This window comes from Pseudomonas sp. IT-P218 (genome assembly GCF_949767605.1).
Lineage (GTDB): Bacteria > Pseudomonadota > Gammaproteobacteria > Pseudomonadales > Pseudomonadaceae > Aquipseudomonas > Aquipseudomonas putida_AE.
In genome coordinates this window covers 54,562-76,794 of sequence record NZ_CATKQQ010000008.1, presented here as the reverse complement: position 1 = coordinate 76,794, position 22,233 = coordinate 54,562, and the positions used below count along the sequence as shown (strand labels likewise).

Annotated in this window: 19 protein-coding genes, 1 pseudogene and 1 riboswitch; of the genes and pseudogenes, 6 read left to right on the top strand and 14 right to left on the bottom strand. The window is 60.7% G+C overall.

The genetic code is table 11. The features are described 5' to 3' along the window. Nucleotides 1–61: 61 nt before the first annotated feature. The 3 genes from zapE to ACM6I6_RS05955 form a co-directional block, all read right to left on the bottom strand. Nucleotides 62–1,156: a cell division protein ZapE gene (gene zapE / locus ACM6I6_RS05965; protein WP_274074198.1), complete on the bottom strand. Its 1,095-nt coding sequence runs from the start codon at nucleotides 1,154–1,156 to the stop codon at nucleotides 62–64. 90 nt (nucleotides 1,157–1,246) lie between these two features. After that, the gene (locus tag ACM6I6_RS05960; protein WP_323606961.1) at nucleotides 1,247–2,602 is read right to left on the bottom strand and encodes a tryptophan--tRNA ligase; all 1,356 of its coding nucleotides are present in this window, start codon (nucleotides 2,600–2,602) and stop codon (nucleotides 1,247–1,249) included. A 24-nt stretch (nucleotides 2,603–2,626) separates the two neighbouring features. Next, nucleotides 2,627–3,256: an alpha/beta hydrolase gene (locus tag ACM6I6_RS05955; RefSeq protein ID WP_274074375.1), complete on the bottom strand. Its 630-nt coding sequence runs from the start codon at nucleotides 3,254–3,256 to the stop codon at nucleotides 2,627–2,629. Nucleotides 3,257–3,400: 144 nt separating this feature from the next. On the opposite strand from ACM6I6_RS05955, the gene ACM6I6_RS05950 reads away from it, so the two are divergent. Next, on the top strand, nucleotides 3,401–3,835 hold the full coding sequence (locus ACM6I6_RS05950) for a YhcB family protein (RefSeq protein WP_008060245.1): 435 nt from the start codon (nucleotides 3,401–3,403) through the stop codon (nucleotides 3,833–3,835). A gap of 163 nt (nucleotides 3,836–3,998) precedes the next feature. Here the strand turns inward: ACM6I6_RS05950 and ACM6I6_RS05945 are convergent, their stop codons facing one another. Continuing rightward, nucleotides 3,999–4,733, bottom strand: coding sequence for an OmpA family protein (locus ACM6I6_RS05945; protein ID WP_323627060.1), 735 nt, complete (start codon nucleotides 4,731–4,733; stop codon nucleotides 3,999–4,001). Nucleotides 4,734–4,836: 103 nt separating this feature from the next. Next, entirely contained in the window at nucleotides 4,837–5,481 is a 645-nt protein-coding gene (locus tag ACM6I6_RS05940; RefSeq protein WP_046818992.1) for an MBL fold metallo-hydrolase, read from the bottom strand. Between the two features lie 222 nt (nucleotides 5,482–5,703). On the opposite strand from ACM6I6_RS05940, the gene ACM6I6_RS05935 reads away from it, so the two are divergent. Beyond that, nucleotides 5,704–7,167 (top strand): PAAR domain-containing protein, encoded by a 1,464-nt coding sequence (locus ACM6I6_RS05935; RefSeq protein WP_414919579.1) that lies wholly within the window; start codon nucleotides 5,704–5,706, stop codon nucleotides 7,165–7,167. Beyond that, nucleotides 7,164–7,777, top strand: a pseudogene (locus ACM6I6_RS05930) (hypothetical protein). The gene ACM6I6_RS05935 and the pseudogene ACM6I6_RS05930 overlap by 4 nt, the downstream one beginning before the upstream one ends. Nucleotides 7,778–7,860: 83 nt before the next feature. On the opposite strand, the gene ACM6I6_RS05925 reads toward ACM6I6_RS05930, so the two are convergent. The 5 genes from ACM6I6_RS05925 to ACM6I6_RS05905 all read right to left on the bottom strand — a co-directional run bounded on the left by ACM6I6_RS05925 (nucleotide 7,861) and on the right by ACM6I6_RS05905 (nucleotide 17,010). After that, nucleotides 7,861–10,599 (bottom strand): LuxR C-terminal-related transcriptional regulator, encoded by a 2,739-nt coding sequence (locus tag ACM6I6_RS05925; protein WP_414919578.1) that lies wholly within the window; start codon nucleotides 10,597–10,599, stop codon nucleotides 7,861–7,863. Nucleotides 10,600–10,891: 292 nt separating this feature from the next. Then, nucleotides 10,892–12,256 carry a DUF1329 domain-containing protein gene (locus tag ACM6I6_RS05920; RefSeq protein ID WP_323627066.1) on the bottom strand — a complete coding sequence of 455 codons (1,365 nt, stop codon included), beginning with the start codon at nucleotides 12,254–12,256 and terminating at the stop codon, nucleotides 10,892–10,894. 30 nt (nucleotides 12,257–12,286) lie between these two features. Then, nucleotides 12,287–14,206 carry a DUF1302 domain-containing protein gene (locus ACM6I6_RS05915; RefSeq protein WP_408598819.1) on the bottom strand — a complete coding sequence of 640 codons (1,920 nt, stop codon included), beginning with the start codon at nucleotides 14,204–14,206 and terminating at the stop codon, nucleotides 12,287–12,289. Nucleotides 14,207–14,543: 337 nt separating this feature from the next. Continuing rightward, nucleotides 14,544–16,226 carry a fatty acid--CoA ligase gene (locus tag ACM6I6_RS05910; RefSeq protein WP_414919577.1) on the bottom strand — a complete coding sequence of 561 codons (1,683 nt, stop codon included), beginning with the start codon at nucleotides 16,224–16,226 and terminating at the stop codon, nucleotides 14,544–14,546. Between the two features lie 154 nt (nucleotides 16,227–16,380). Continuing rightward, nucleotides 16,381–17,010, bottom strand: coding sequence for a LysE family translocator (locus ACM6I6_RS05905; protein ID WP_323606972.1), 630 nt, complete (start codon nucleotides 17,008–17,010; stop codon nucleotides 16,381–16,383). A 91-nt stretch (nucleotides 17,011–17,101) separates the two neighbouring features. Here ACM6I6_RS05905 and ACM6I6_RS05900 point away from each other — a divergent pair, with 91 nt between their 5' ends. From ACM6I6_RS05900 to ACM6I6_RS05890, 3 genes are all read left to right on the top strand, one after another. Continuing rightward, nucleotides 17,102–18,067 (top strand): 2-hydroxyacid dehydrogenase, encoded by a 966-nt coding sequence (locus ACM6I6_RS05900; protein ID WP_414919576.1) that lies wholly within the window; start codon nucleotides 17,102–17,104, stop codon nucleotides 18,065–18,067. Nucleotides 18,068–18,100: 33 nt separating this feature from the next. Next, on the top strand, nucleotides 18,101–19,099 hold the full coding sequence (locus tag ACM6I6_RS05895) for a methyltransferase (protein WP_414919575.1): 999 nt from the start codon (nucleotides 18,101–18,103) through the stop codon (nucleotides 19,097–19,099). Between the two features lie 40 nt (nucleotides 19,100–19,139). Continuing rightward, a riboswitch (yybP-ykoY riboswitch) is annotated at nucleotides 19,140–19,262 on the top strand. A gap of 90 nt (nucleotides 19,263–19,352) precedes the next feature. After that, nucleotides 19,353–19,937: a TMEM165/GDT1 family protein gene (locus ACM6I6_RS05890; RefSeq protein WP_414919574.1), complete on the top strand. Its 585-nt coding sequence runs from the start codon at nucleotides 19,353–19,355 to the stop codon at nucleotides 19,935–19,937. 123 nt (nucleotides 19,938–20,060) lie between these two features. Here the strand turns inward: ACM6I6_RS05890 and ACM6I6_RS05885 are convergent, their stop codons facing one another. The 4 genes from ACM6I6_RS05885 to ACM6I6_RS05870 all read right to left on the bottom strand — a co-directional run bounded on the left by ACM6I6_RS05885 (nucleotide 20,061) and on the right by ACM6I6_RS05870 (nucleotide 22,104). Beyond that, nucleotides 20,061–20,879, bottom strand: a complete 819-nt coding sequence (locus tag ACM6I6_RS05885; RefSeq protein ID WP_274074186.1) for a M48 family metallopeptidase — start codon at nucleotides 20,877–20,879, stop codon at nucleotides 20,061–20,063. Between the two features lie 113 nt (nucleotides 20,880–20,992). Further along, nucleotides 20,993–21,616, bottom strand: coding sequence for an SOS response-associated peptidase (locus ACM6I6_RS05880; protein WP_046818982.1), 624 nt, complete (start codon nucleotides 21,614–21,616; stop codon nucleotides 20,993–20,995). Between the two features lie 35 nt (nucleotides 21,617–21,651). After that, complete coding sequence (locus tag ACM6I6_RS05875; RefSeq protein ID WP_274074185.1) at nucleotides 21,652–21,912, bottom strand: putative signal transducing protein; 261 nt, start codon at nucleotides 21,910–21,912, stop codon at nucleotides 21,652–21,654. 9 nt (nucleotides 21,913–21,921) lie between these two features. Continuing rightward, entirely contained in the window at nucleotides 21,922–22,104 is a 183-nt protein-coding gene (locus ACM6I6_RS05870; protein ID WP_274074184.1) for a CPXCG motif-containing cysteine-rich protein, read from the bottom strand. Nucleotides 22,105–22,233 lie beyond the last annotated feature (129 nt).

The following is a 22,233-nucleotide window of genomic DNA, read 5'->3' as shown; positions in this document are numbered from 1 at the left end:
GGGATCTTCAGTGCATAAAAAAGGCCTGCATTTGCAGGCCTTTTCAATTTTACGAATCGCCTTACGGCTTGTGCGCGCGCGCGAGGAATTCGTGGGATTGCATTTCCAGCAGGCGACTCAGGGTTCGCTGGAACTCGAAGTTCAGGCGGCCGCCGGTGTACAGATCCTTGAGTTCGACTTCGGCAGAAATGATCAGCTTGACGTTGCGATCGTAGAACTCGTCGACCATGTTGATGAAGCGTCGGGCGATGTCGTCGGTGGTGACGCTCATCTGCTCGACACCGCTGAGCAACACGGCGTGGAAGATCTTGCCCAGTTCGATGTAGTCGTTCTGGCTGCGCGGGCCGTCGCACAGTTCGCGGAAGTCGAACCAGGCCACGTCATCGCAGGTGCGCAGGGCACGGATCTCGCGATTCTCGATCATCAGCACGTCGTTTTCGATCGCTGCCGTGCATTCCGGCGTCAGTGCGCGGAAGCTCTTGCGCAGACTTTCGTGGGACGCTTCGTCGAGCGGGAAGTGGAACAGTTCCGCCTGCTCGAGGTGACGCAGGCGATAGTCGACGCCGCTATCGACGTTGACGATCTCGGTGTTCTGCTTGATCAGGGCGATGGCCGGCAGGAAGCGCGCACGTTGCAGGCCATCCTTGTACAGGCCGTCCGGCACGATGTTCGACGTTGCGACCAGGGTCACGCCGTTCTTGAACAGCTCTTCCATCAAGGTGCCGAGAATCATGGCGTCGGTGATGTCGGAGACGAAGAACTCATCGAAGCAGATCACCCGGGCTTCGGTAGAGAAGCGCTTGGCAATGATGGTCAGCGGGTTTTTCTCGCCGCCCAGGGTCTTCATTTCTTCATGCACGCGCTTCATGAAGCGGTGGAAGTGGGTGCGGGACTTTTCCTTGAACGGCAGCGCTTCGAAGAAGGTGTCGACCAGGTACGTCTTGCCGCGACCCACGCCGCCCCAGAAGTACAGGCCCTTGACCGGTGCCTGATCCTTCTTGCCAAACAGTTTGCCCAGCAGGCCCGGCTTATTCTGCTCGGCCGCGACCAGATCGTCGTACAGGCGCTGCAGATGGCGCACGGCAGTTTCCTGCGCGGCATCATGGAAGAATTCCGGGCGTTTCAGATCAGCTTGATATCGTTCTAGGGGCGTCATAATTCGTTAGCAAGGCAACAAAAACGGGCCGTCACTGTAGCGATGGCCCGTGAGAATGGCAATCAGCCCTTGGTCGGGCCGAGCCGTTGATTATTCCTGAACTGGCGTCAGCGCGATGCGCAATGCCTCGATCGCCGCATCGCGCGCGGCGCTGTCAGCGAACGCCGGGCTGTCGCCCACGCACTGGCCTTCAAGCCAGACGCTGAAGCCCAGGTCTTCGCTGCGCACGTCCAGTGGCTGGCCCGATTGCAGCTGCTTGGTCACCTGACCGGCGGTTTTACCATCGGCAAAGTGACGCGACAGCAACAATTGCTCGCCATCGGCCGCCAACAGACGGAAGCGGAAACTGCCGTCGTCTTCGCGGAAGCTGACAAAACGTGCAGCCTTCGCCGCTTTCTTCTTCGTGGTTGCGGCCACTTGAGCCTGGGCAACGAAAGAACGCAGACCCACCGCTTCACGCAACTCGTTGAGGAAAGGGGTCGCGACTGCGCGAGCCTTTTTCGCACCGTGCTGCAGGATGTCTTCAAGGTCCGCCGGACGCTCGATCAGCTGGTTGTAACGCTCGCGGGATTCGCCCAATTCGCTGTCCAGCAGTTGGAACAGGCGATTCTTGGCCTCGCCCCAACCCAGGCCCTGCAGCAGATCGCTGCGGAACTCGTCAGCCTGCGCCGGGGTGGCAAACGCCTGGAACAGGGTGAACAGGTGCGAGTTGTCCGGATCCTTTGCCTCGCCCGGTGCACGGGAGTCGGTGACGATACGGGAAATCGCGTCCTTCATTTCCTTGGCGCTGCTGAACAACGGAATGGTGTTGTCGTAGCTCTTCGACATTTTCCGGCCATCCAGGCCCGGCAGCGTGGCCACGCTTTCCTCGATCAGCGCCTCGGGCATGGTGAAGAATTCCTTGCCCTGGCCAAACAGATGGTTGAAGCGCTGGCCGATGTCCCGGGCCATTTCCACGTGCTGGATCTGGTCGCGGCCGACCGGCACCTTGTGCGCGTTGAACATCAGGATGTCCGCGGCCATCAGCACCGGGTAGCTGTACAGGCCCATGGTGATGCCGGCGTCCGGGTCTTCACCGGTCTCGACGTTCTTGTCCACCGAGGCCTTGTAGGCGTGGGCGCGATTGAGCAGGCCCTTGGCGGCCACGCAGGTCAGCAGCCAGGTCAGCTCAGGGATTTCCGGGATGTCGGACTGACGATAGAAGGTCACGCGGTCCACATCCAGGCCACCGGCCAGCCAGGTCGCGGCGATTTCCAGGCGCGAGCGCTGGATGCGCAGCGGGTCATCGCACTTGATCAGGGCGTGGTAGTCGGCCAGGAAGTAGAACGAATCGGCATTGCTGTCACGGCTGGCAAGGATCGCCGGGCGGATGGCGCCGGCGTAGTTGCCCAGGTGCGGCGTGCCGGTGGTGGTGATGCCGGTGAGGATACGGGTACGAGTCGTCATGGGTAATCGCTTGTCAGACTGCAATCAATTCGAGAGACGCGGCAGGATCAGATCCTTGAGATCGGTCAGCTTGCCATGAAAAAAGTGTCCGCATTCTGCCACTTTCAGCAGCTCATGGGGACGTTCAAGCTGGTCGGACCATTGGTAAACCAGCTGTGGATCGATCACTTCGTCGGTTTCCGGCTGGATCAGGGTCAGTTCGCCGTGTTGCGGCAGTGGGTCCTGAGCACCCAGGCGCATGACCGCTGGTGCGACCATGAACAGATGCTTGAGCTGCTCGCCCTGCGCTTCCAGGCGGCCGCCGAGACTTGCTGCAACAAATCCGCCGAAGGAAAACCCGAACAGGGTCAACGGCAATTCCGGGTGTTTGGCGCGAAACCATTCGGCGACAGATTGGGCATCGTCGACTTCACCGGTGCCCATATCGTGAGAGCCTTCGCTGGCACCGACACCACGGTAATTGAAACGCAAGGTGATCAAACCGGCATCGCGCGCAGTGCGCTGCAGGGTCGAGACCACTTTATTGAGCATAGTGCCGCCCTGTACAGGGTTCGGATGGCAGATAAGCGCCAGGCCGCGCGGCTGCTCATTGTCCAGGTACAGTGCTTCCAGTTGGCCGACCGGGCCGTCAATCACTACAGGGGTTTCACGCATAAGCAAGGAAGGAACTCCGTGACCTCGAATCGGGTCGACTCGTCTAGCAAATTGTCTGCAACTGTCTATTGCGAGCGAATCGCGGTATACAGCGCAGGTTCGAGCCGTTAACGTAAAGCAAAGCCGTTTATAGAGGAAGGACTCGTGGAACACTCGCTCTTAGTTTGGTTGTTGCCGACTCTTGCCCTGGTTGTGGGTGTCGCCATTGGTTTCCTGATCGCTCGCCTGGCGCCGAATGCCGCGCCTAGCAGCACGCAACGTCAGCTGGACGATATTCAGGAACGTTTCGACAGTTATCAGAACGAGGTGGTGACCCACTTCAACAGCACTGCAACATTGGTCAAGAAACTGACTGCGAGCTATCAGGAAGTGCAGGATCATCTCGCCGAGGGTGCCAACCGCCTGGCCCTGGACGAGCAGACCCGTCAACGCTTGCTGGCCTCCCTGCACGCCGACGCAACGCAGGCTCCACGGGAACGCCTGACACCGCCGCGCAATCAGGAACCGCCGCGCGACTACGCACCCAAAGCCCCGAACGCGCCGGGCATGCTCGATGAGCATTACGGCCTGAAGAAGTAATCAGGTTACAGGTGTGAAAAAGCCCCTGTAGGAGCTGTCGAGTGCAACGAGGCTGCGATCTTTTGATTTTCAGAAGCAAGATCAAAAGATCGCAGCCTGCGGCAGCTCCTACAAAAAAACCGCCCGACCTGTGAAGATCGGGCGGTTTTTTTACGCCTGACGCTTATGGGTACTGCTGAACGTTGCCTTGCTGCTGGGCACCATACTGCTGGCCTGGAATCGCCTTCAGGTTGACCTCTACCCGGCGGTTCTGCGCCCGGCCATTGACGTCACCGTTGCTGGCGACCGGGTTATCCGGGCCGGCGCCACGGGCGCTCAGGTTGGCACCGCTGACGCCTTGCGAGGTCAGGTAGGTCGCCACGCTCTGGGCGCGACGCTGGGACAGGTCCATATTGTGCTGGCGGGCACCAGTGCTGTCGGTGTAGCCGACGATTTCGATCTGGTTCTGGTTGAACTCTTTCAGCGAGCCGGCCAGGTTGTTCAGCGGCTGATAGAAGCTCGGTGCGATATTCGCCGAATCGGTGGCGAACGTGATGTTGCCTGGCATGATCAGCTTGATCTGGTCGCCTTGACGTTGCACTTCGACACCGGTGTTGGCCATGCTGGCACGCAGCTTTTTCTCCTGCTGGTCGGCGTAGTAGCCGTAACCGGCGGCGGAAGCACCCACGACGGCAGCACCGATCAGCGCGCCCTTGCCACGGTTGTCGTGGTTGATGGCAGCACCGGCCAGTGCGCCTGCGAGAGCTCCGAGGCCACCGTACTTGGCGGTTTTGCTCATGCCCGTGGAGCCGCTATCGGCCTGGCCCTGGCCCTGGCCGTCGTAGGGGTTGGGCGATGCGCAACCGGCCAACAGTGCCACGGCAGTAGCGACAATAATCAAACGAGGCGTGGTGAACATGTAGAGCTCCTACTTTTTTGCATTCTGTGGTGCAACGGACTCAGCATCGGACCCTTGCGGGCGTTGGATCATTTCGACCCGTGAAAATTCCACTTGTTACAAATCAGGCCCGAACAAAAGGGTTCTCGCGCATTTCATCGCCCAACCGGGTGTCCGGACCATGCCCGGCCACCACGGTCGCTCCTTCGTCGAGGGTATACAGGCGCTGCTTGATCGAACGCACGATGGTCGCCTGATCGCCTCCCCACAAATCCGTGCGCCCTACCCCGCGGCGGAACAAGGTGTCCCCGGCAATCAGCAGCTTCGCGTCGGCAAACCAGAAACTCATGGAGCCCGGCGTATGACCCGGTGTGTGCAAGGCCACGCCACAGCCACAGGCCAGCTCTTCATCGTCGGCCAGCCAGCGGTCCGGCGACGGTACCGGCGTGTAGGGCACACCGAACATCTGGCATTGCATCTCCAGGTTGTCCCAGAGAAATTGGTCTTCCTTGTGCAAATGCAGGGTGGCGCCGGTTTTTTCCTTCAACTGGCCGGAGGCCAGGAAGTGATCGAGGTGCGCATGGGTGTGAATGATGCTGACCACCTTCAGGCCCAGGGCATCGAGCCGCGCGAGGATCAGTTCGTGATTGCCACCCGGGTCGACCACGATGGCCTTTTTGGTGATCGGGTCGCCGATGATCGTGCAGTTGCACTGCAAGGGACCGACGGGGAAGGTTTCGCGGATCAACGCAGGTTTGGCAGCGTCCATGGGTGTTCCTGGAAAAAATGGATGGCATATTCTCGCACAGCTCGACGACATCGCCGATGCCACCCATTGCCACTGCCTGATTGCGGAAGCGGACTACAACAAACAAGGAAACGTCTGACTTACGTCTGACAGCCCCGTATAGAACCCTGTTCACGGCATTTTGCCACTCCTCCGTTCCATCGGGAGCAGAAGCAATTTGATCGTAAACAAGGAGTTCTAGCAATGGCAAAGGGATATTTCATTCGCAAGGGTGACAAGACCACCTGCGGTGGCGAGGTGCTGGAGACCGATACCCGCATCATGATGTTTGGCTTCGCCCATGCTCGCGCAGGGGATCCGGTGTCCTGCGGCAAAAACGACGAAACCTACGAAATCGAGGGTGGCATCTCGTTCATGGACAGTCACGGCAGGCTAATGGCGGGCTCGTTGGACAGCCGCAGCAGCTGCCCCTGCAAGGCCGGGTTCATCCCCTCGTTTACCACCGCCACCTACGACTCCAGACAGGATGCTGCGCCGCCAGTGGCAAGGAGTGCCACTCAACAGGCGGCCGCGCCCGTTGCACCCAGCAATCCGGTGACGCCACGACAATCCACTTTCACTTCAGCGCGGGCGCCCACACCAACGCTCAGCGAACGGCCAGGGACGGTCTGCGAGAACCTTTGGCGCGGCTACCAGCAGCGGGTCGAAAACGTCGTAGCACCGGGCGGTAAGCTGATCGCCGACCCGAAAGCGCGCAACAAGGCGATCAATGCCGCCTACGCCCAGCTATGGCGCCACGACCCGCGTTTTCAGTGGGCCGGGCTGGCGGCCTTCGCTTCGAAACAGGTGGGTTGTGGTCTGCTGCACGCGGCGGATTCGGTCGAGAAGATTCAGGCGGAAGAAGAGGCGATACAGCAATTGAGGGACAGTGCCAGACAAGGACTGAGAGGCTTGCTCAGTCCCAGTGAGCGGGAAAAGCGCGCGACCATTCGGGCGTTTGAGCAGCGCCAGCACGAGTACGAAGAGGCCAACCGTGACAACCCGGTGTGGGGCTTCACCCATTGGGGTGCCGACCTTCCCTTGTCGTACTCGCAACGAATGTACCGGTTTGTGTACGAGATGCTGGCCATGGGAAATACCACGCTGTTCCTGGATGTGTATCCGCTGCATGTGTTTTACAAGGAACGGGGGTTGGAGGCGCTGAAGGATTGCCTGGCTGCACGGAAAAACATCTATGGGAGTGGTGAGTACCCGGTGTTGTGGCCGGTCGGGCAGGAAACGCTGAAGTTCGGGACTGACCACAAGGAAATCCTCCTGGCCTTCGAGGCGATCGAGGCGGGCAATATTGCCAAGAGTGTTGAGCATCTAGCCAAGCACGAACAGGTCAACATCCTGCAACCGGCGATGTACGACGACAGCGGTCTGAAATGGTTATTGCGCGGTAACCATGCCTCCTACGTCACTAACATCCCCTCCGGTGCCGCCCAGGCCATCGAGCTGACGCTGGCCAGCCAGTGCCGTCCCATCGAGAACGGACGCACCATTGGTTTTGGCAGTAATCCCTTTGCCAACCTGGCTGACATCGAACGGCGCATGATCTTTGTGCTCAAAGCCGCGGCGCAGTTTGACGATTTGCTGCACAGCGACCAGCGCGACCAAATTGAGCAATCGATTCGGGACATCGCCTGGGGTGGAGGCGTGCGATGAGCCTGCTGCAGCGCATAGGCTGGCGACGCGGTGCGTTGGCACTGGCGATCGCGGCCCTCCTGACGTCCGCCGCGATTCAAGTACTCTCGGATGAACCGGAAATCGCCCTGTTGATCGGCGAGCCGTACGAAGCCATGCGCCAGCGCTCCAGCGCAAGCATTGGCCCGGCCGTTCCCGGGCACTCGTGGTTCAGTATTCCGAAATCAGATGCACGCCTGCGTTTCATTGATCCAAGTACGGTTTTGTAACGCCTCTGGCCCGTTTTTTCACGGTGATGTTTGATGATGAACATATCCACGGTGTCCGCATGTCCCCACAAATCGAGCCGCTATTACTCGACGACGCTCTCAAGGTCGTGCTGGATTTGCAGGAGCAATGGCGCAACGCTGGCTGGACCCCCATCAAGGTCGATTACTTCCCTTCATTCGCCGACACTCCTGAGTGGCGAGCCCAATTACGGGACGTTAACAAAGGCGGCACATCCTATTGGCACGCGTCCAACCGGTATCAAGTGATGTTGATTGTGAATCGATTCAAGGACCAGAAACGGCCCACAGAGGAGCGCTATCTCATCACGCTGTCACTGGCCACGCCATGGACGAACCCTTGACCATACTTCATAACGACGAACGTGCGATTTGCACTGGCGACGCGACCACGGCCTAGGACGCCAGCAAGAAAACCCGCGCAACGCTACACCAACACCCCCAACTCCTTCGCCCGCGCCACGGCCTGCGTGCGCCGCTCTACCCCCAGCTTGCTGTTGATATGGCTGGCATGGGTTTTCACCGTATGCAGGGAAATGAACAGCTGGTCGCTGATCTCCTGATTCGAGCAGCCTTGGGCAATCAGGCGCAGGACAGCCATTTCCCGGGTGCTGAGTTGTTCCGAGGCGGGAGTGGGTTCCGGTGTCGGGCGAGAGGCCACGGCTGGAAGTTTTTCTGAGAGGTCCCGGGAAACCGTGGTCGGCGTGCAGAGTAGAAGTTGTCCGCGCAGCCAGTCCGGGTGCTCGGCCAATAGCCCTTCGAAGGGTTGCAACACGCCCCCGGCTGCGGCGTCCAGCGCCTGGATTAGCGCCTTGCGGGCCTCCGGTTCGCGTCCGCTGCCCAACAACAACGAAACCTTTTGCGTCAGCGCCATGGCACTGAGCATCTGCCGACCGGTTTGCTGGCCATTTTCCAGCAGCGTATTCAAACGCCCTTCGGCCAGCATCGGCTGGTTCTGGATTGCCTCCAGCAACGCTTGCTGCAATTCGATATGCAGCGGCAGTTGCGGATGGAATTCCGGGGGTGCGGCCGGCTGCTCACCGTTGTAGGTCTGGCCCAATCGGGTCAACCAGGCTTGCGCCAGGTCGGTACGCCCCTGGGCCAGCCAGAGTTCGCATTTGACCAGGGTGATCATCGCCAGGTAGTAGATCGGCGGCACGTCCCAGATGTGCATCAGCCGTTCCGCTTCGGCGAGTTCGGCAAAGGCCTTGGCGAACTCGCCGCTGCTGCCTTCAAGCCGGGCGATCACGCAATGGCCGATCAGCACGCTGATGTCGCGACAGGCGCGGGCCTCGCTCAAACCAGCTTGCAAGCGCAACCGTGCGGCTTGGGGTTGCAGGCGCACGGCCAACAGAAAACCTTCGTACAACGTCAGTCGGGCGCGTACGGCAAAGAGCCGTTGCGCAGGCAAGCCCTGCAGGCGTTGCAGCCCTTGGCGGACTTCATCCAGCGAACGCAGCACTTCACCCCGCGCCTGCAATACTCGAGCGCGGTCGTAGTGGGCCAACGCCTCGAACAGCGGATTACCAACCCGTTGCGCCAGCTCCAGGGACTCGCGGTTCAAATTCCTCGCACGCCACATATCGCCATCGGCAATGGCCAGGTTGGACAGGGTCGAGAGGCACACCAATCGCTGGCCATAGCGCTTGCACGGCAGGCTCTCCAGCGCTTCGGTGCAATAGCGTATCGTCAGTTCGCGGTTACCGCGCCCGCGCGCGATGATCCCGCTCAAGGCCAGCCATTGCGCCAGCATCGACTTTTGCGCGGTGGCCGATGGTGCCGGCAGGAAGCGGCTCAGGTGGCTGGCCAGTTCCTCGGCGGCGTCCAGCTGGCAGGCCAGCCCCAACGCCCAGCTGTAGAGCACGATCAAGCGCGGCGTGCTGATCAACAGGCTATCGGGCAAGTCCATTTTCCAGCGCAGCAACATGCCGACGTTCTGTTCGGCCAGCAGTTGTTCTTCGGAAAGGTTCTGCACCAGGTTGGCCGCAACGTCCAAATGTCCTGCCCGCAACGCCTGCTCGACCGCCTCATCGAGCAGGCCCTGGGCATTGAACCAGCGACAGGCGCGCAGGTGCAGGCTCGCGGCCGGCACCATCGACTGCGCGCCGGGCCGGGTGCGCAGCAGATCGGAAAACAGATGGTGGTAACGATACCAGTGGCCGTGCTCGTCCAGCGGCACCAGGAACACCTGGTGGGCGGCCAGGAAGCTGAGGATCGCGGCGCTGTCATGGGCGTCGCGCACGGCGTCGCATAGCTCACTGCAAAAGCGTTCCTGGGGGGCGGTGTCGTAGAGGAAGGCTTGTACTTCGGCCGGCAGGCAATCGATCACCTCTTCGAGCAGGTAGTCGCGGATCAGCCCTTCCCCGCCGTGCAGCGCCTGGGGCAACGCGCCTTGGGTGCCCGCCTCGGAGGCGGCGAGCAACCAGAAGCGCAACCCGGCTACCCAGCCTTCGCTGCGCTGGATCAGGTTTTCCAGCGCCTCGCCACGCAAGGAACTGCTGTGCCGATCGAGCAGGCTCAAGGCTTCATCGTGGGTCAGACGCAGGTCCTGCTCATGCAGCTCCAGCAGCTGGCGCGACAGGCGCAATCGCGCCAGGTGCCAGTCTGGACGCTGGCGGCTGGTGACCATCACCAGCAAGCCATCGGGTAGGTGATTGAGGAAAAACTGCAGGCAGCGATCGAGTACGGGGCCCTGGGCCAGGTGATAGTCATCGAGCACCAGCAAGAGCGGGGTGGCCGTCGACAGGTGCACGGCCAGTTCGTCGAGCAGCCCGTCCAGCCATTCTTCGAAGGCGAACGGCTGATGCCGCTGGCGCATTTTCAACAAGCCGAGGGACTGCCTGCCCAATTGCGGAAAAAAGTCCTGCAGGCCTTCCAGCAATCGCTCGAGGAATCGACCGGGGTCGCTGTCTCGCGGGCTCAACCCCAGCCACAGACTTTGCCAATGAGCTGGTAGCGCCTGACAGAACTCCACCGCCAACGAACTCTTGCCGAACCCGGCCGGTGCGCTGACCAGCAGCAACCTGCCACCCAAGCCTGCGCTCAAGCGCTCGCACAGGCGTGGGCGCAACACATGGCCGTCGGGCAATGGCGGTCGGAAAAAGCGCCCGTCCAGCGCGGCGACAGCGACGCTTGCAGGACCGGGTGGTGGGGACAGATCAGTCATGGCCGGCTCTTGTTTGAATTGCGGGTGGCGGCGTTGCAGATGTCCGCAGACTAGCGGTAAACGATGAGGGAATGAAGGTTATTGCTACAAATGGCTACAAAAACTCTAAACAATGTAGGAGCGAGCTTGCTCCGGGCGGCGTTCCGACGAGAAACCAGAGAGCGCCGCGGGCTGCCTGGTTTCGCGCGTTATCGTTGACGACCATCGCGAGCAAGCTCGCTCCTACAGAAAAAAAACGCCCCGAACCAGTCGGGGCGTTTTTCCAGAGGATGCGGCCTCAGGTCAGTGCACGTTAGCGAACACCATCCTGGCGCAACGCCGCCGGGGTGAAGTCGCTGGTGGTGGCGGTGAAGCCGAAGTCATACGCCGACTTCTCTTCGTTCTTCATGCCCAGCGCCAGGTAGCGACCCGATTGCAGGTCGTACAGGGCTTCCAGCGCGTACCACGGCACTTGCTTGTCGTAGTAGTTCTCGGCATGTGCCTCGGCCACGCGCCACAGTTGGTTGCGGCCGTCGTAGTGGTCGATCACTGCGGCCTGCCAGGTGTCTTCGTCGATGTAGAAGTCACGCTTGGCGTAGATGTGACGCTGGCCTTCCTTCAGGGTTGCAACCACATGCCAGACCCGGCGCAGCTCGTAGCGAGCCAGGTCCTGGTTGATATGGCCGGCCTTGATGATGTCGGTGTACTTGAGCTTCGGATCGTCGAGCTTGTAGGCGTCGGAGGCGATGTACATCTCTTTCTTGCCTTCGAGTTTCCAGTCGTAACGATCCGGCGCACCGTTGTACATGTCCAGGTTGTCGGAGGTACGCAAGCCATCGGCAGCGGTACCCGGCCCGTCATAGGACACTTGTGGCGCACGACGCACACGACGCTGACCGGCGTTGTAGACCCACGCCGAACGCGGTTCCTTGACCTGGTCGAGGGTTTCGTGAACCAGCAGCACACCACCGGCCAGACGTGCCGGCGCGGTCACTTTCTGCTTGAAGTAGAACAGGATGTTGCCCGGGTTCGCCGGATCGTAATCCTTCATCTTGTCACGGAACACGAACTGGTCCTGGAAGTACACCAGGCTGAACGAGCCGTTCGGCTGTGGCGTGGCCTGGGTCACGAGACGGGTCACGCTGCCGCCGCGATAGCGGGTGATGTGGTTCCAGATCACTTCGACGCCGCTTTTCGGAATCGGGAACGGTATGGCGGTTTCGAAGTTCTCCAGGCCGTTACCACCGGACACCAGGTTGGTCTTGGTGGCGTTGCGCTTGATGGCGGCGAACACGTCATCCGGCACGGTTGCACCGCGATGGGAGGTGTAGACCGGCATCTTGAAGGTTTCCGGGTAGCGCTTGAACATCGCGTACTGACCCGGGGCGAGCTTGTCCTTGTACTGGTCGACGTTCTGCGCCGTGATGGTGAACAACGGTTTTTCGCTGGCGTACGGATTGGACAGGAAACCCTTGCTGTCGACAGTACCGGCGTTTTTCGGCATGGGCTTCCAGGCCGGGATCGAACCATCGGCATTACCGGCCATTTCGGCGCCCATCGGGGTCAGGCTCTTGCCCAGCTTGTCCGCTTCGGCCGCCGGGACCGCTGCCATGACACCGGTCGCCAGCAGCGAAAGCCCCAGGACACCGGCGTGGAACAGACTCTTGGTTATTTTCATGTGTATGTGCTCGTCCTGAAAATAGAGTGCTTAGAAGTTCACGCCGAAGCTGAGCGCAACGAAGTCGCGGTCATCCACGGTGGTGTACTTGCCGTCGAAGAAGTTGGTGTACGCCAGGCTTGCGGTGTAGGTGTTCTGGTACTCGGCATCGACACCCAGGCTGACCGCTTTGCGACCTTCCTCGAAGTTGCCGCCAGGACCAGGCGAGTAACCTTCCACGTCGTGGGACCAGGCCACGTTCGGCTTGAGGTTCACACCGGCGAATACGTCGTTGTATTCCCAGATGGCACGACCGCGGTAACCCCAGGAGTTGGCCGTGGTGAAGCCGTCGTTTTCGCAGTAGCGACTGACGTTGTTTTGCGGACCGCCTGCCAAGGTACCGCTGTTCAAGGTCACGCACTGGTTGTTTGGCAATGGGCCAGGGCCGTAGCTCGGGTCACGGCCGTAACGTGCCTTGGAATTGCTTTCCAGGCCGCCAACGTGGGTCCAGCCGACTTCACCCACCAGGGTCAGACGCTCGGCGCCCATCACCTGGTCGAAGAAGTGGGTCAGGGTCGTTTGCAGCTGGGTCACTTCCTTGCGGCGATAACCTTGTTGATCCTGCCCTGGGGTGCCCTGGAGCACGGACACGTTAGGGTTCAGCGGCGTCAGGCCGGAGAAGAGGATGTCGGTGGTGTTGAGCTGGACCGGAGCGTTCGGACGGTAGCTGAGTTCACCACTCCACGCGGTGCCTGTCGGCAGGGTGGTGGAGAAGCTCAAGCCGTACAGGCGGATATCTTCAGGGTATTCGACGTAGTAGCTGGAGTTGCCCGCCACAACCAACGGCAGCAGCTGTGCAGTCGCAGCACCTGCGAGCTGGGGCGGAAGACCGGCGCCAACCAGTGCGCCACCCAGAGCCTGCGGGCTGTAGGCGCTCGCCGGCGCGCCATGGCCGCTGAAAATCGGCGCACGGCTGTGGTAATTCATGAAATAAGCACCGAACTCAGTGTCCAGCGGATCGAACATGTACTTAAAGGAAACACCGAACTGGCCGCTGTCGCGGGCATCGCGATCTGGACCGCGACGAACGATGACGCCTTCGTCCGGGTTACCCCAAGTCACGCCCCTGGCAGCCAGAACGTTGAGAGCAGGTGTAGCAGCGGGGCCCAATGCGCTGCGAAGGCTTTGTTGGGTGCGCAGTACCGCCAGGTTATTGTCGCAACCATCGGCGATCACGTCCGGTTGCGAGAAGAAGGTGCCGCAGTTGTCGGCGACCGTCTGGTCCCATTCGATCTGGTAGAAGGCTTCGGTGGAGAGGTTCTCGGTCAGGCTCTGGGACACGTAGAACATGTTGACCGGAATCAGGCCTTCCTTGATCTCGGCACCGGGACGACGGAATGCGGACACATCGATCGGGTTGATCGAGTTGATGCCGCCGCCGATGAAGGTACTTTCACCCCAGCTCACCACTTGCTTGCCCAGACGTACCGAACCTGGCTGATCGGCAATGGCGTAGTTGTGGTAGACGAAGGCGTCGAGGATCTGGCCGCCAGATGACTTGGCGCCTTCCTTGCGATTGTCGTCGCTGATGTCCTTGAACGGGCGGCTCTCGTCCTTGAGCTCGAAGTCGTACCAGTATTTGCCACGGACGAAAATGCCGGTGTCGCCATACTTCAACTCAAGGTCATGGATACCCTTGAAGATTTTCGAGAAGGTTTCACCGCTTTTGAAGTTCAGGTGACCGTCATCGGAAGTCTGGGACAGGCCGCGGCCGCCGTTGTTGACGCCGATGAGGTTTTTGTTGGCGCTTTCAGTAGACCAACTCGCGCCGATCGACAGGGAAGAGTCGAACTGACCTTCGATTTCACCGATGTTGAAACTGACGCCGAATGCAGGCCCGGCGAGCGTAGAGGCAAGGCTGACGGCCAGAGGCAGTTTAGCCCGGCGCCAGAACTGGTTTACTGATGTCATCGACGCTACTCCATGTGCATTTTATTGTTATGGCAAATAGCACTTCTAAAAACGCTTGGATAACAGGGAGCCATGGCTTCCCAAAGTCACTCCAAAGTTGCATCGCCCCGGTTTGTGCGTTTGCTCCGTTCTTAAAAATCCTTGAGCGGACTATAGCCAGCAGGTAGTACTGCTTGATCCCTCTAAAGTGTGATTTGAGCCTGCCGACCACTCTGGAACAGTCCTTTGCCAAGCCGACAGGTGTCGGCTTGGCAAGAATGGCTGAAAATACGGATTTGACAAGCCAAGCGCTTGCTTGGTGGGGCTGGCGTGCCCTTTTGGGCACGCCAAGGGACGCTTAAAGCGTTGAGAGGAAGGTGCTGTTGTTGGCCTGCCATTCGGTGATGTCGACGCGAATTCGCTTCTTGTCGAGCTTGCCGACACTGGTCTTGGGAATTTCAGTAACAAGGGCGATCTGACTCGGAATCGCCCACTTGCTCAGGTGCCCCAATTCCACGAACGGCTTGAGGTGCTCCTTGAGTTCCCGGGCGCCGATGGCATGGCCCTCGCGCAGCACCAGCAAGGCAAACGGCCGCTCGCCCCACTGCGGATCGGCAATCCCCACCACTGCTACTTCGCGTACCGCCGCGTGGCGACTGATCAGGTCTTCGAGGTCCAGGGAGGAGATCCACTCACCGCCGGTCTTGATCACATCCTTTATCCGGTCGCGAATATCGATCACCCCCATGCTGTCCAGCGTCGCCACGTCGCCGGTGTGCAGCCAGCCACCGGCCCAGAGTTCGGCGCCCTTCTGCGGCTCGTTGAAATAGCCCTCGGTCAGCCACGGCGCGCGCAACACCAGTTCGCCTTGGGTTTCGCCATCGGCCGGCAGGAAGTTGCCTTCGGTGTCGACGATCGCCGCCTCCACCAACGGCCCTGGCACGCCGGCCTTGATCCGGTAGGTGGTGCGTTCGTCCTCGGAACCGGCCATCAGTTCGTCATTGAGGTGCGCGCAGGACACCAGCGGCCCGGTCTCCGACATGCCGTAGGCGGCGGTCAACTGGATGCCCTTGGCTTTCGCGGCATCGTACAGCGCACGGTTGAGCGCGCTGCCACCGATGACGATTTTCCAGCCACCGAAGTCGATGTTCCGGGCCGCCTTGGCGTTGAGGACCATTTGCAGGATGGTCGGCACGCAGTGCGAGAAAGTGACCTTTTCCTTGCGCCACAGCTCCACCAGGTACTCCGGATCGTAGCGCCCCGGATACACCTGCTTGAGCCCGAGCATGGTCGCGACATAGGGCAGGCCCCAGGCATGCACGTGGAACATCGGCGTGATGGGCATGTACACGTCGCTGGTACCCAACAGGCGCACGCTGTCGATCGAACCCATGATCGTCGAGACACCCATGGTGTGCAGAACCAGTTGGCGATGGGTGAAGTACACGCCCTTGGGGTTGCCGGTGGTGCCCGTGGTGTAGAACGTGGTCGCCACCGAGTTTTCGTCGAAGTCCTGGAAGTCGTACTGCGGGCTTGCCGCGGCCAGCAATTGCTCGTACTCACCGATGAGGTTCGGCAGGTCGGCGGTCTTTTCCGGCAGGTCGGTCAGGAGCAGGGTTTTCTCGACCGTGGTCAGGTTCCCGGCGATCGCGTTGTACAGGCCGACGAATTCGCTGTTGACCAGGACAAAGCGGTCTTCGGCGTGATTCATGGTGTAGAGGATCTGCTCCGGCGACAGGCGCACGTTGATGGTGTGGATCACCGCGCCGATCATCGGAATGGCAAACATGCATTCCAGGTATCGGTGGCTGTCCCAATCCATCACCGCCACGGTATCCCCGGGCTTGACCCCGGCGGCCGTCAGCACGTTGGCCAGGCGTGCGACCCGTTCGATCAGGGTCGGATAGCTATAGCGCAACTGATCGCGGTAAACGATCTCGCGGGTTTTCTCATAACGCGCGCCGGACATCAGCAGCCGTTTGATCAGCAGCGGAAACTGGTAAGCGCCTTCGGCTGGGGGGATAACGCGAGTCTGCAACATAAGAATCCCTTTTCTGACTACTCGGTCGAGGCTGTAGAGAGTAAGCACTGTAGTGCCCCTGATCGCCAGCCAAATCAGCCAAAGGGATGATTTGCAGAGCCGCACGGATGCTAGCGTTGCGCCAGCATCCATGGGGAATTGTGAACGGTTACGCTCAATGCATTTCGGTAAACGCCAGTTTCACGCCAATGGCGATCAACACCGCGCCCATGGTCCGGTCGAACCAATGCCCCATGCGGGCGAAACCGGCGCGCACGCGCTGCTGGCTGAACAGCATGGCCACCAGGCAGAACCAGATCGCCGTGGCCACCGCCAGGTACACCCCGTAACCGGCCTGCACGGCTAGCGGTGTATGCGGATTGATCACCACGGTGAACAGTGACAGGAAAAACAGCGTGGCTTTCGGGTTCAGGCCATTGGTCACGAACCCCGAAGTGAAGGCGCCGCGCGCGGTGCGCTCGCCGGCTTCCTGGTGCAGATCATCTGTCACGGCCTTGGCCGGTTGCGCCCGCAGTGCCTTGAAGCCGATGTACAGCAGGTAAGCGGCGGCGGCCCACTTCAATGCGTTGAACAAGACGATCGACTGGGACACGATCAGGCCGATGCCCAGCAGCGAGTAGCCAACGTGCAGGAAAATCGCCGAACCGACGCCAAGGGCTGTCCAGGTGCCAGCGCGACGGCCATGGGTCACGCTTTCCCGTACCACCACGGCAAAGTCCGGGCCGGGGCTGGCCACGGCCAGCAGGTGAATCAGAGCAACGGTCAAGAACTCGGTCCAGTACATTGGGGCTCCTTAAGGTCAAGCGTAACTATTTATTTCATCTGGTAGGCTCGGCAGATTACGCCTTCAGTTCATTGCACAAAAGGTACAGTTGATGACGAACATTCACCGCGCTGTTTTCCTCGACCACCCCTCCCTGGACCTGGGCGATCTCGATCTCAGCCCGCTGCGCGAAGCTTTCAGCGACCTGCAGTTGTTCAACCAGACCCTGCCCGACCAAGTGATCGAGCACCTCAAGGGCGCCAGCGTCGCCATCACCAACAAGATCCAGATCAACGCGGCCGCCATCGCTGCCAGCCCCGAGCTGAAACTGATCCTGATCGCCGCCACCGGCACCAACAACGTCGACCTCGCGGCCGCCCGCGCCCACGGGATCACCGTGTGCAACTGCCAGGGGTACGGCACGCCATCGGTGGCGCAACACACGATCATGCTGCTGCTCAACCTGGCCACGCGCCTGGCCGACTACCAGAAAGCCGTCGGTGAAGGGCGCTGGCAACAGGCCAAACAGTTCTGCCTGCTGGATTATCCAATCGTCGAACTGCAAGGCAAAACCCTCGGCCTGCTCGGTCACGGCGAATTGGGCGGCGCCGTCGCGCGCCTGGCCGAGGCGTTTGGCATGCGCGTGCTGCTGGGCCAGATCCCGGGTCGCCCTGCCCGCCCCGACCGCTTGCCGCTGGATCAACTGCTGCCGCAAATCGACGCACTGACCCTGCACTGCCCGCTCAACGAACACACCCGCCACTTCATCGGCGCCCGTGAACTGGCCTCCATGAAGCCCGGCGCGTTCGTGGTCAACACCGCCCGCGGCGGCCTGATCGACGAGCAGGCACTGGCCGATGCCTTGCGCAACGGCCACCTGGGCGGTGCCGCCACCGACGTACTGAGCGTGGAACCGCCGGTCAACGGCAATCCCCTGCTGGCCCAGGACATCCCACGCCTGATCGTCACCCCGCACAACGCCTGGGGCAGTCGCGAAGCGCGGCAACGAATTGTTGGCCAATTGACCGAAAACGCCCAGGGCTACATCAGCGGTAAGGCGCTGCGGGTCGTCAGTTGATAAACTGCGGCACTTTTTTTCACAGGAGCAGTTATGGATCCGCGCAGTGAAGTACTGCTTCGTCAGGCTGAATTATTCCAGGGCTCGGTGTTGTTGGCCGGCCTGCCCGCCGACGACTTGCTGGGCCGCCTGCCCGACGCCCACGGCTGGAGTTGGCACGCCGGCGATCAGGCCGCGCTGGATGCGCGCTTCGCCGAGCGCAGCCATTTTGGCGTTGACGCACCTGAGTGCGCGTTCGATAGCGCCGTGGTATTTCTGCCCAAGTCCAAGGACCTGACCGATTACATCCTCAACGCCCTCGCCTCTCGGCTGGCCGGCCGCGAGTTGTACCTGGTCGGTGAGAAAAAAAGCGGCATCGAAGGCGCCGCCAAGCAGCTGAACCCGTTCGGCAAGCCACGCAAGCTCGACAGCGCGCGGCATTGCCAGCTGTGGCTGGTCACCGTAGCCAACGCGCCAGAGGCCAAATCCCTGGAAAGCCTGGCCCAGACGTACGAGTTGCCGTTGGCCGAGGGCCCGTTGAAAGTCATCAGCCTGCCAGGCGTGTTCAGCCACGGTCGACTGGATCGCGGCAGTGCGCTGTTGCTGGAACACCTGGATAAACTGCCCAGCGGCCACTTGCTGGACTTCGGTTGCGGCGCCGGGGTGTTGGGCGCGGCGGTGAAACGTCGTTATCCGCACAACCAGGTCACCTTGCTCGATGTCGATGCCTTTGCCGCTGCCAGCAGTCGCCTGACCCTGGCGGCCAATGGTCTTGAAGCGGAGGTCATTACCGGTGACGGTATCGACGCGGCACCCATGGGTTTGAGCGCAATCCTGAGCAACCCACCCTTCCATGTCGGTGTGCATACCGATTACTACGCCACGGAAAACCTGCTACGAAAAGCGGCCAAACATCTGAAAAACGGTGGCGAACTACGGCTCGTAGCCAACAGTTTCCTGAAGTACCAACCGCTGATCGAAGAGCACCTCGGGGTCTGCGCGATCAAGGCCGAAGGACAGGGTTTTCGCATCTACCGCGCAAAACGCGGATAGAAATTTGCACTTGCCTAATGGATTTTGCCTAGGCAGAATCCGCTCCGTCCTAGGGGAGTAGTCTCCCACGAGCGCCATGCTCGTCCGGCATGCGTCAACATACTTGGTCCTCAGGCCATGGCGCATGCGACCCAAGCATCCACATCAGATGGATCGCAGGGTTTGACAAGACCTATGACACGAACACCTTACCCGGGGCGGGAAGGCTGTACGTGTCATAGCCGTGTCGACCCGCCCCTTAGGAAAACCCCTGATGCTGGATTCACTACTGGTACCCACCGCAATCGTTGCCTTGGCCGAAATCGGCGACAAGACGCAACTGCTCGCGCTCATTCTCGCTGCCCGCTTTCGCAAACCCTGGCCGATCATCGCCGGCATCGTCGCCGCGACCCTGGCCAACCATGCGGCAGCCGGTGCGGTAGGCGCCTGGGTGGGCAGTTTCTTCTCGGATACGATGCTGCACTGGATCCTCGCGGCGAGCTTCGCCGCCACCGCCCTGTGGACCCTGGTGCCGGACAAAATGGACGAGGACGAAGCCAGCACCGCGCGCAAGTTCGGACCGTTCCTGACCACGTTGATCGCGTTCTTCCTTGCGGAAATCGGCGACAAGACCCAGATCGCGACCGTGATGCTCGCCGCGCAATACCCGGAGCTGTGGCTGGTGATCATCGGCACCACCCTGGGCATGCTGATTGCCAACGTGCCGGTGGTTCTGGCAGGTAATTTTGCGGCGGACAAACTGCCATTGACGCTGATCCGTCGACTGGCGGCGTCGGCGTTTTTCATCCTGGCGATTGTCGCGGTGTACAAGGCGATGCAAAGCAGCGGGTGGGTTTGACGCAGTAGGTCGATACACCGCGTTATCGTTCATCGCCAGCAGGCTGGCTCCCACAATTGGAATGCATTCCCCTGTGGGAGCCAGCCTGCTGGCGATGAGGCCCTTACAGACGATGAATGGACATCAGGATTTCTTGGCCTGCTCATAAAGCGGCATGACTTTCGGAATCGCCGCCTGCAACGATGCAATCCGGCTCGAGGACGCCGGGTGAGTGCTCATGAACTCCGGCGGCGAACCTTCCGACGCCTTGGCCATCTTGTTCCACAAGGTGATCGCGGCGTTCGGGTTGTAGCCGGCACGCGCGGCCAGTTCGAGGCCAATCAGGTCCGCCTCGTTTTCATTGGCGCGACTGTTCGGCAAGGTCATGCCGTAGTTGGCCACGGTATCCGCCAGCGCCAGGCTGTCCTGACCCAGGCCGAACAAGGCACCAGCGCCCTGCTTGGCCATTTCGATGCCATAGGCCTTGGACATCGCTTCACGACCGTGCTCGCGCAGGGCGTGGGCGATTTCGTGGCCGAGGATGGCGGCGATTTCGTCGTCGGTCAGCTTCAGGCTGTCCATCAGGCCGGTGTAGAAAATGATCTTGCCGCCAGGCCCGCAGTTGGCGTTGAGTTCATCGCTCTTGATCAGATTGACTTCCCATTTCCACTGGGCCGAATCCGGGCGGAAGACCGGCGCCTGCGCAATCAGTCGATCGGAAATCACCTGGATGCGCTTGGCATCGCTACTGGTCTTGTCCAGCACGCCCTGGCCGCTCGCCTCACCCACCGTCTTTTGATAGGACTGGGCGTACATCTGATTGACCTCATCCGTGGACAGCATGCTGAACATGTATTGCTTGCGCTCGACACCGACGGCGCCACCGCTGGTGGTGTTGACCGACTGACAGCCGGCGAGCAGCAGCGCTGCGCTCAGTGCACCTACAACGAAAATCTTGCTCATTGAAAAACTCCATGAAAACTGCCGCCTATCCTAGGCGTGGAAATGTATCGACGCCAGATACACAGGAGATAAGACGCCTTTTTCAGGTAAAGCTCTCACCAACACAGGAAAAATTAACCCGGAGTAAGACACTCCGGCCCATTGAGCTTCGGGTCATTGACCATGTTGGCCAGCACCCGCTCGCGCAACGCCGCGGGCTCGCTGGCGAGCAGGGCTTGCAGGGCATGCAGCGGCGTCTCGGGGTCGAGCCACGCGGCCTGCCCCGCCTCATCGAGAATCAACGGCCGGCGCTGACTGGCCGCCGGTTGCGTGATCACCGCCGTGCTCAGCCACACCTGCTCCTGCACCGGGTACGCCTCCCAGATGGCGGCGAAAAACAGCGACGAACCCTCACCCGGCGTCAGCCAGTACGGACGCTTGCGCGTGGTGCCGCGCCATTCATAGAAACCGTTGGCCGGCAGCAGGCAGCGGCGCTGACGCAGGGCCTCGCGAAACATGGGTTGCTCGGCAACGGTTTCGGCCCGGGCATGGGCCGGGGTGCGGGACAGGTCGGTCAGCCATGGTGGTGTCAGGCCCCAGCGGGCACGGGCCAGCTCACGCTGGCCGTCCTGGCCTGCGCGCAGCATCAGCACCGAATCGTTGGGTGAAATGTTCCACTGGGCCTGTTGATCGGCCGGAAAACCTGGCAGGGTCGCGAAGTCGCGATTCCAGCGAAACAGGGCATAACGTCCACACATGGGGTAGCACGACTCTTGATCAAACGAACGCCAGCCTAACAGACCAGCGTGCCGGGAAAGCTCTCCGGTTCATCGCCGGACAGCGGCAGCGCAGCATTGTACGCGGTGATCAGCTCACGGGCGTATTCGGCCTGGTCATTCTCCACCGCCAGGCCCAGCAGGCCGAAGATCGGCAATTCCCCCGTGGCGCCCACCAGGTCGCGGCCCACCAGATGCGCCTCGACGCCCTCGCTGGCGAGCATGCCTTGCAACAACTCGCCTTCCATCAGGTTTTCCGGTTCGTAGATGCGCTGCATGGGTGCCCCTCACTCGTTTTCGCTGAAGACTTCCAGAAACCAGTCCTCTCCATGAACCTGCAACACGAACGTGATCGGCCGACAACAGACCTGGCAGTCCTCGATATAGGTCTGATCGCCAGCGGACAAGTCCACAGTCGTCTCGACTGTTTCACCACAATACGGGCATTCATACTGCGCAGTTTCCAGCATCGCGGTCTCCCAGGTGACTTGTGCGTATAATCGCCGGTCTATTTGCAGGGCTATTTTTGTCTGGACTACTTTTTCAGACCGTACCCTGCTGGTTTTCGATCAAAACCTTTACTTACCCTAGCCGTTTCT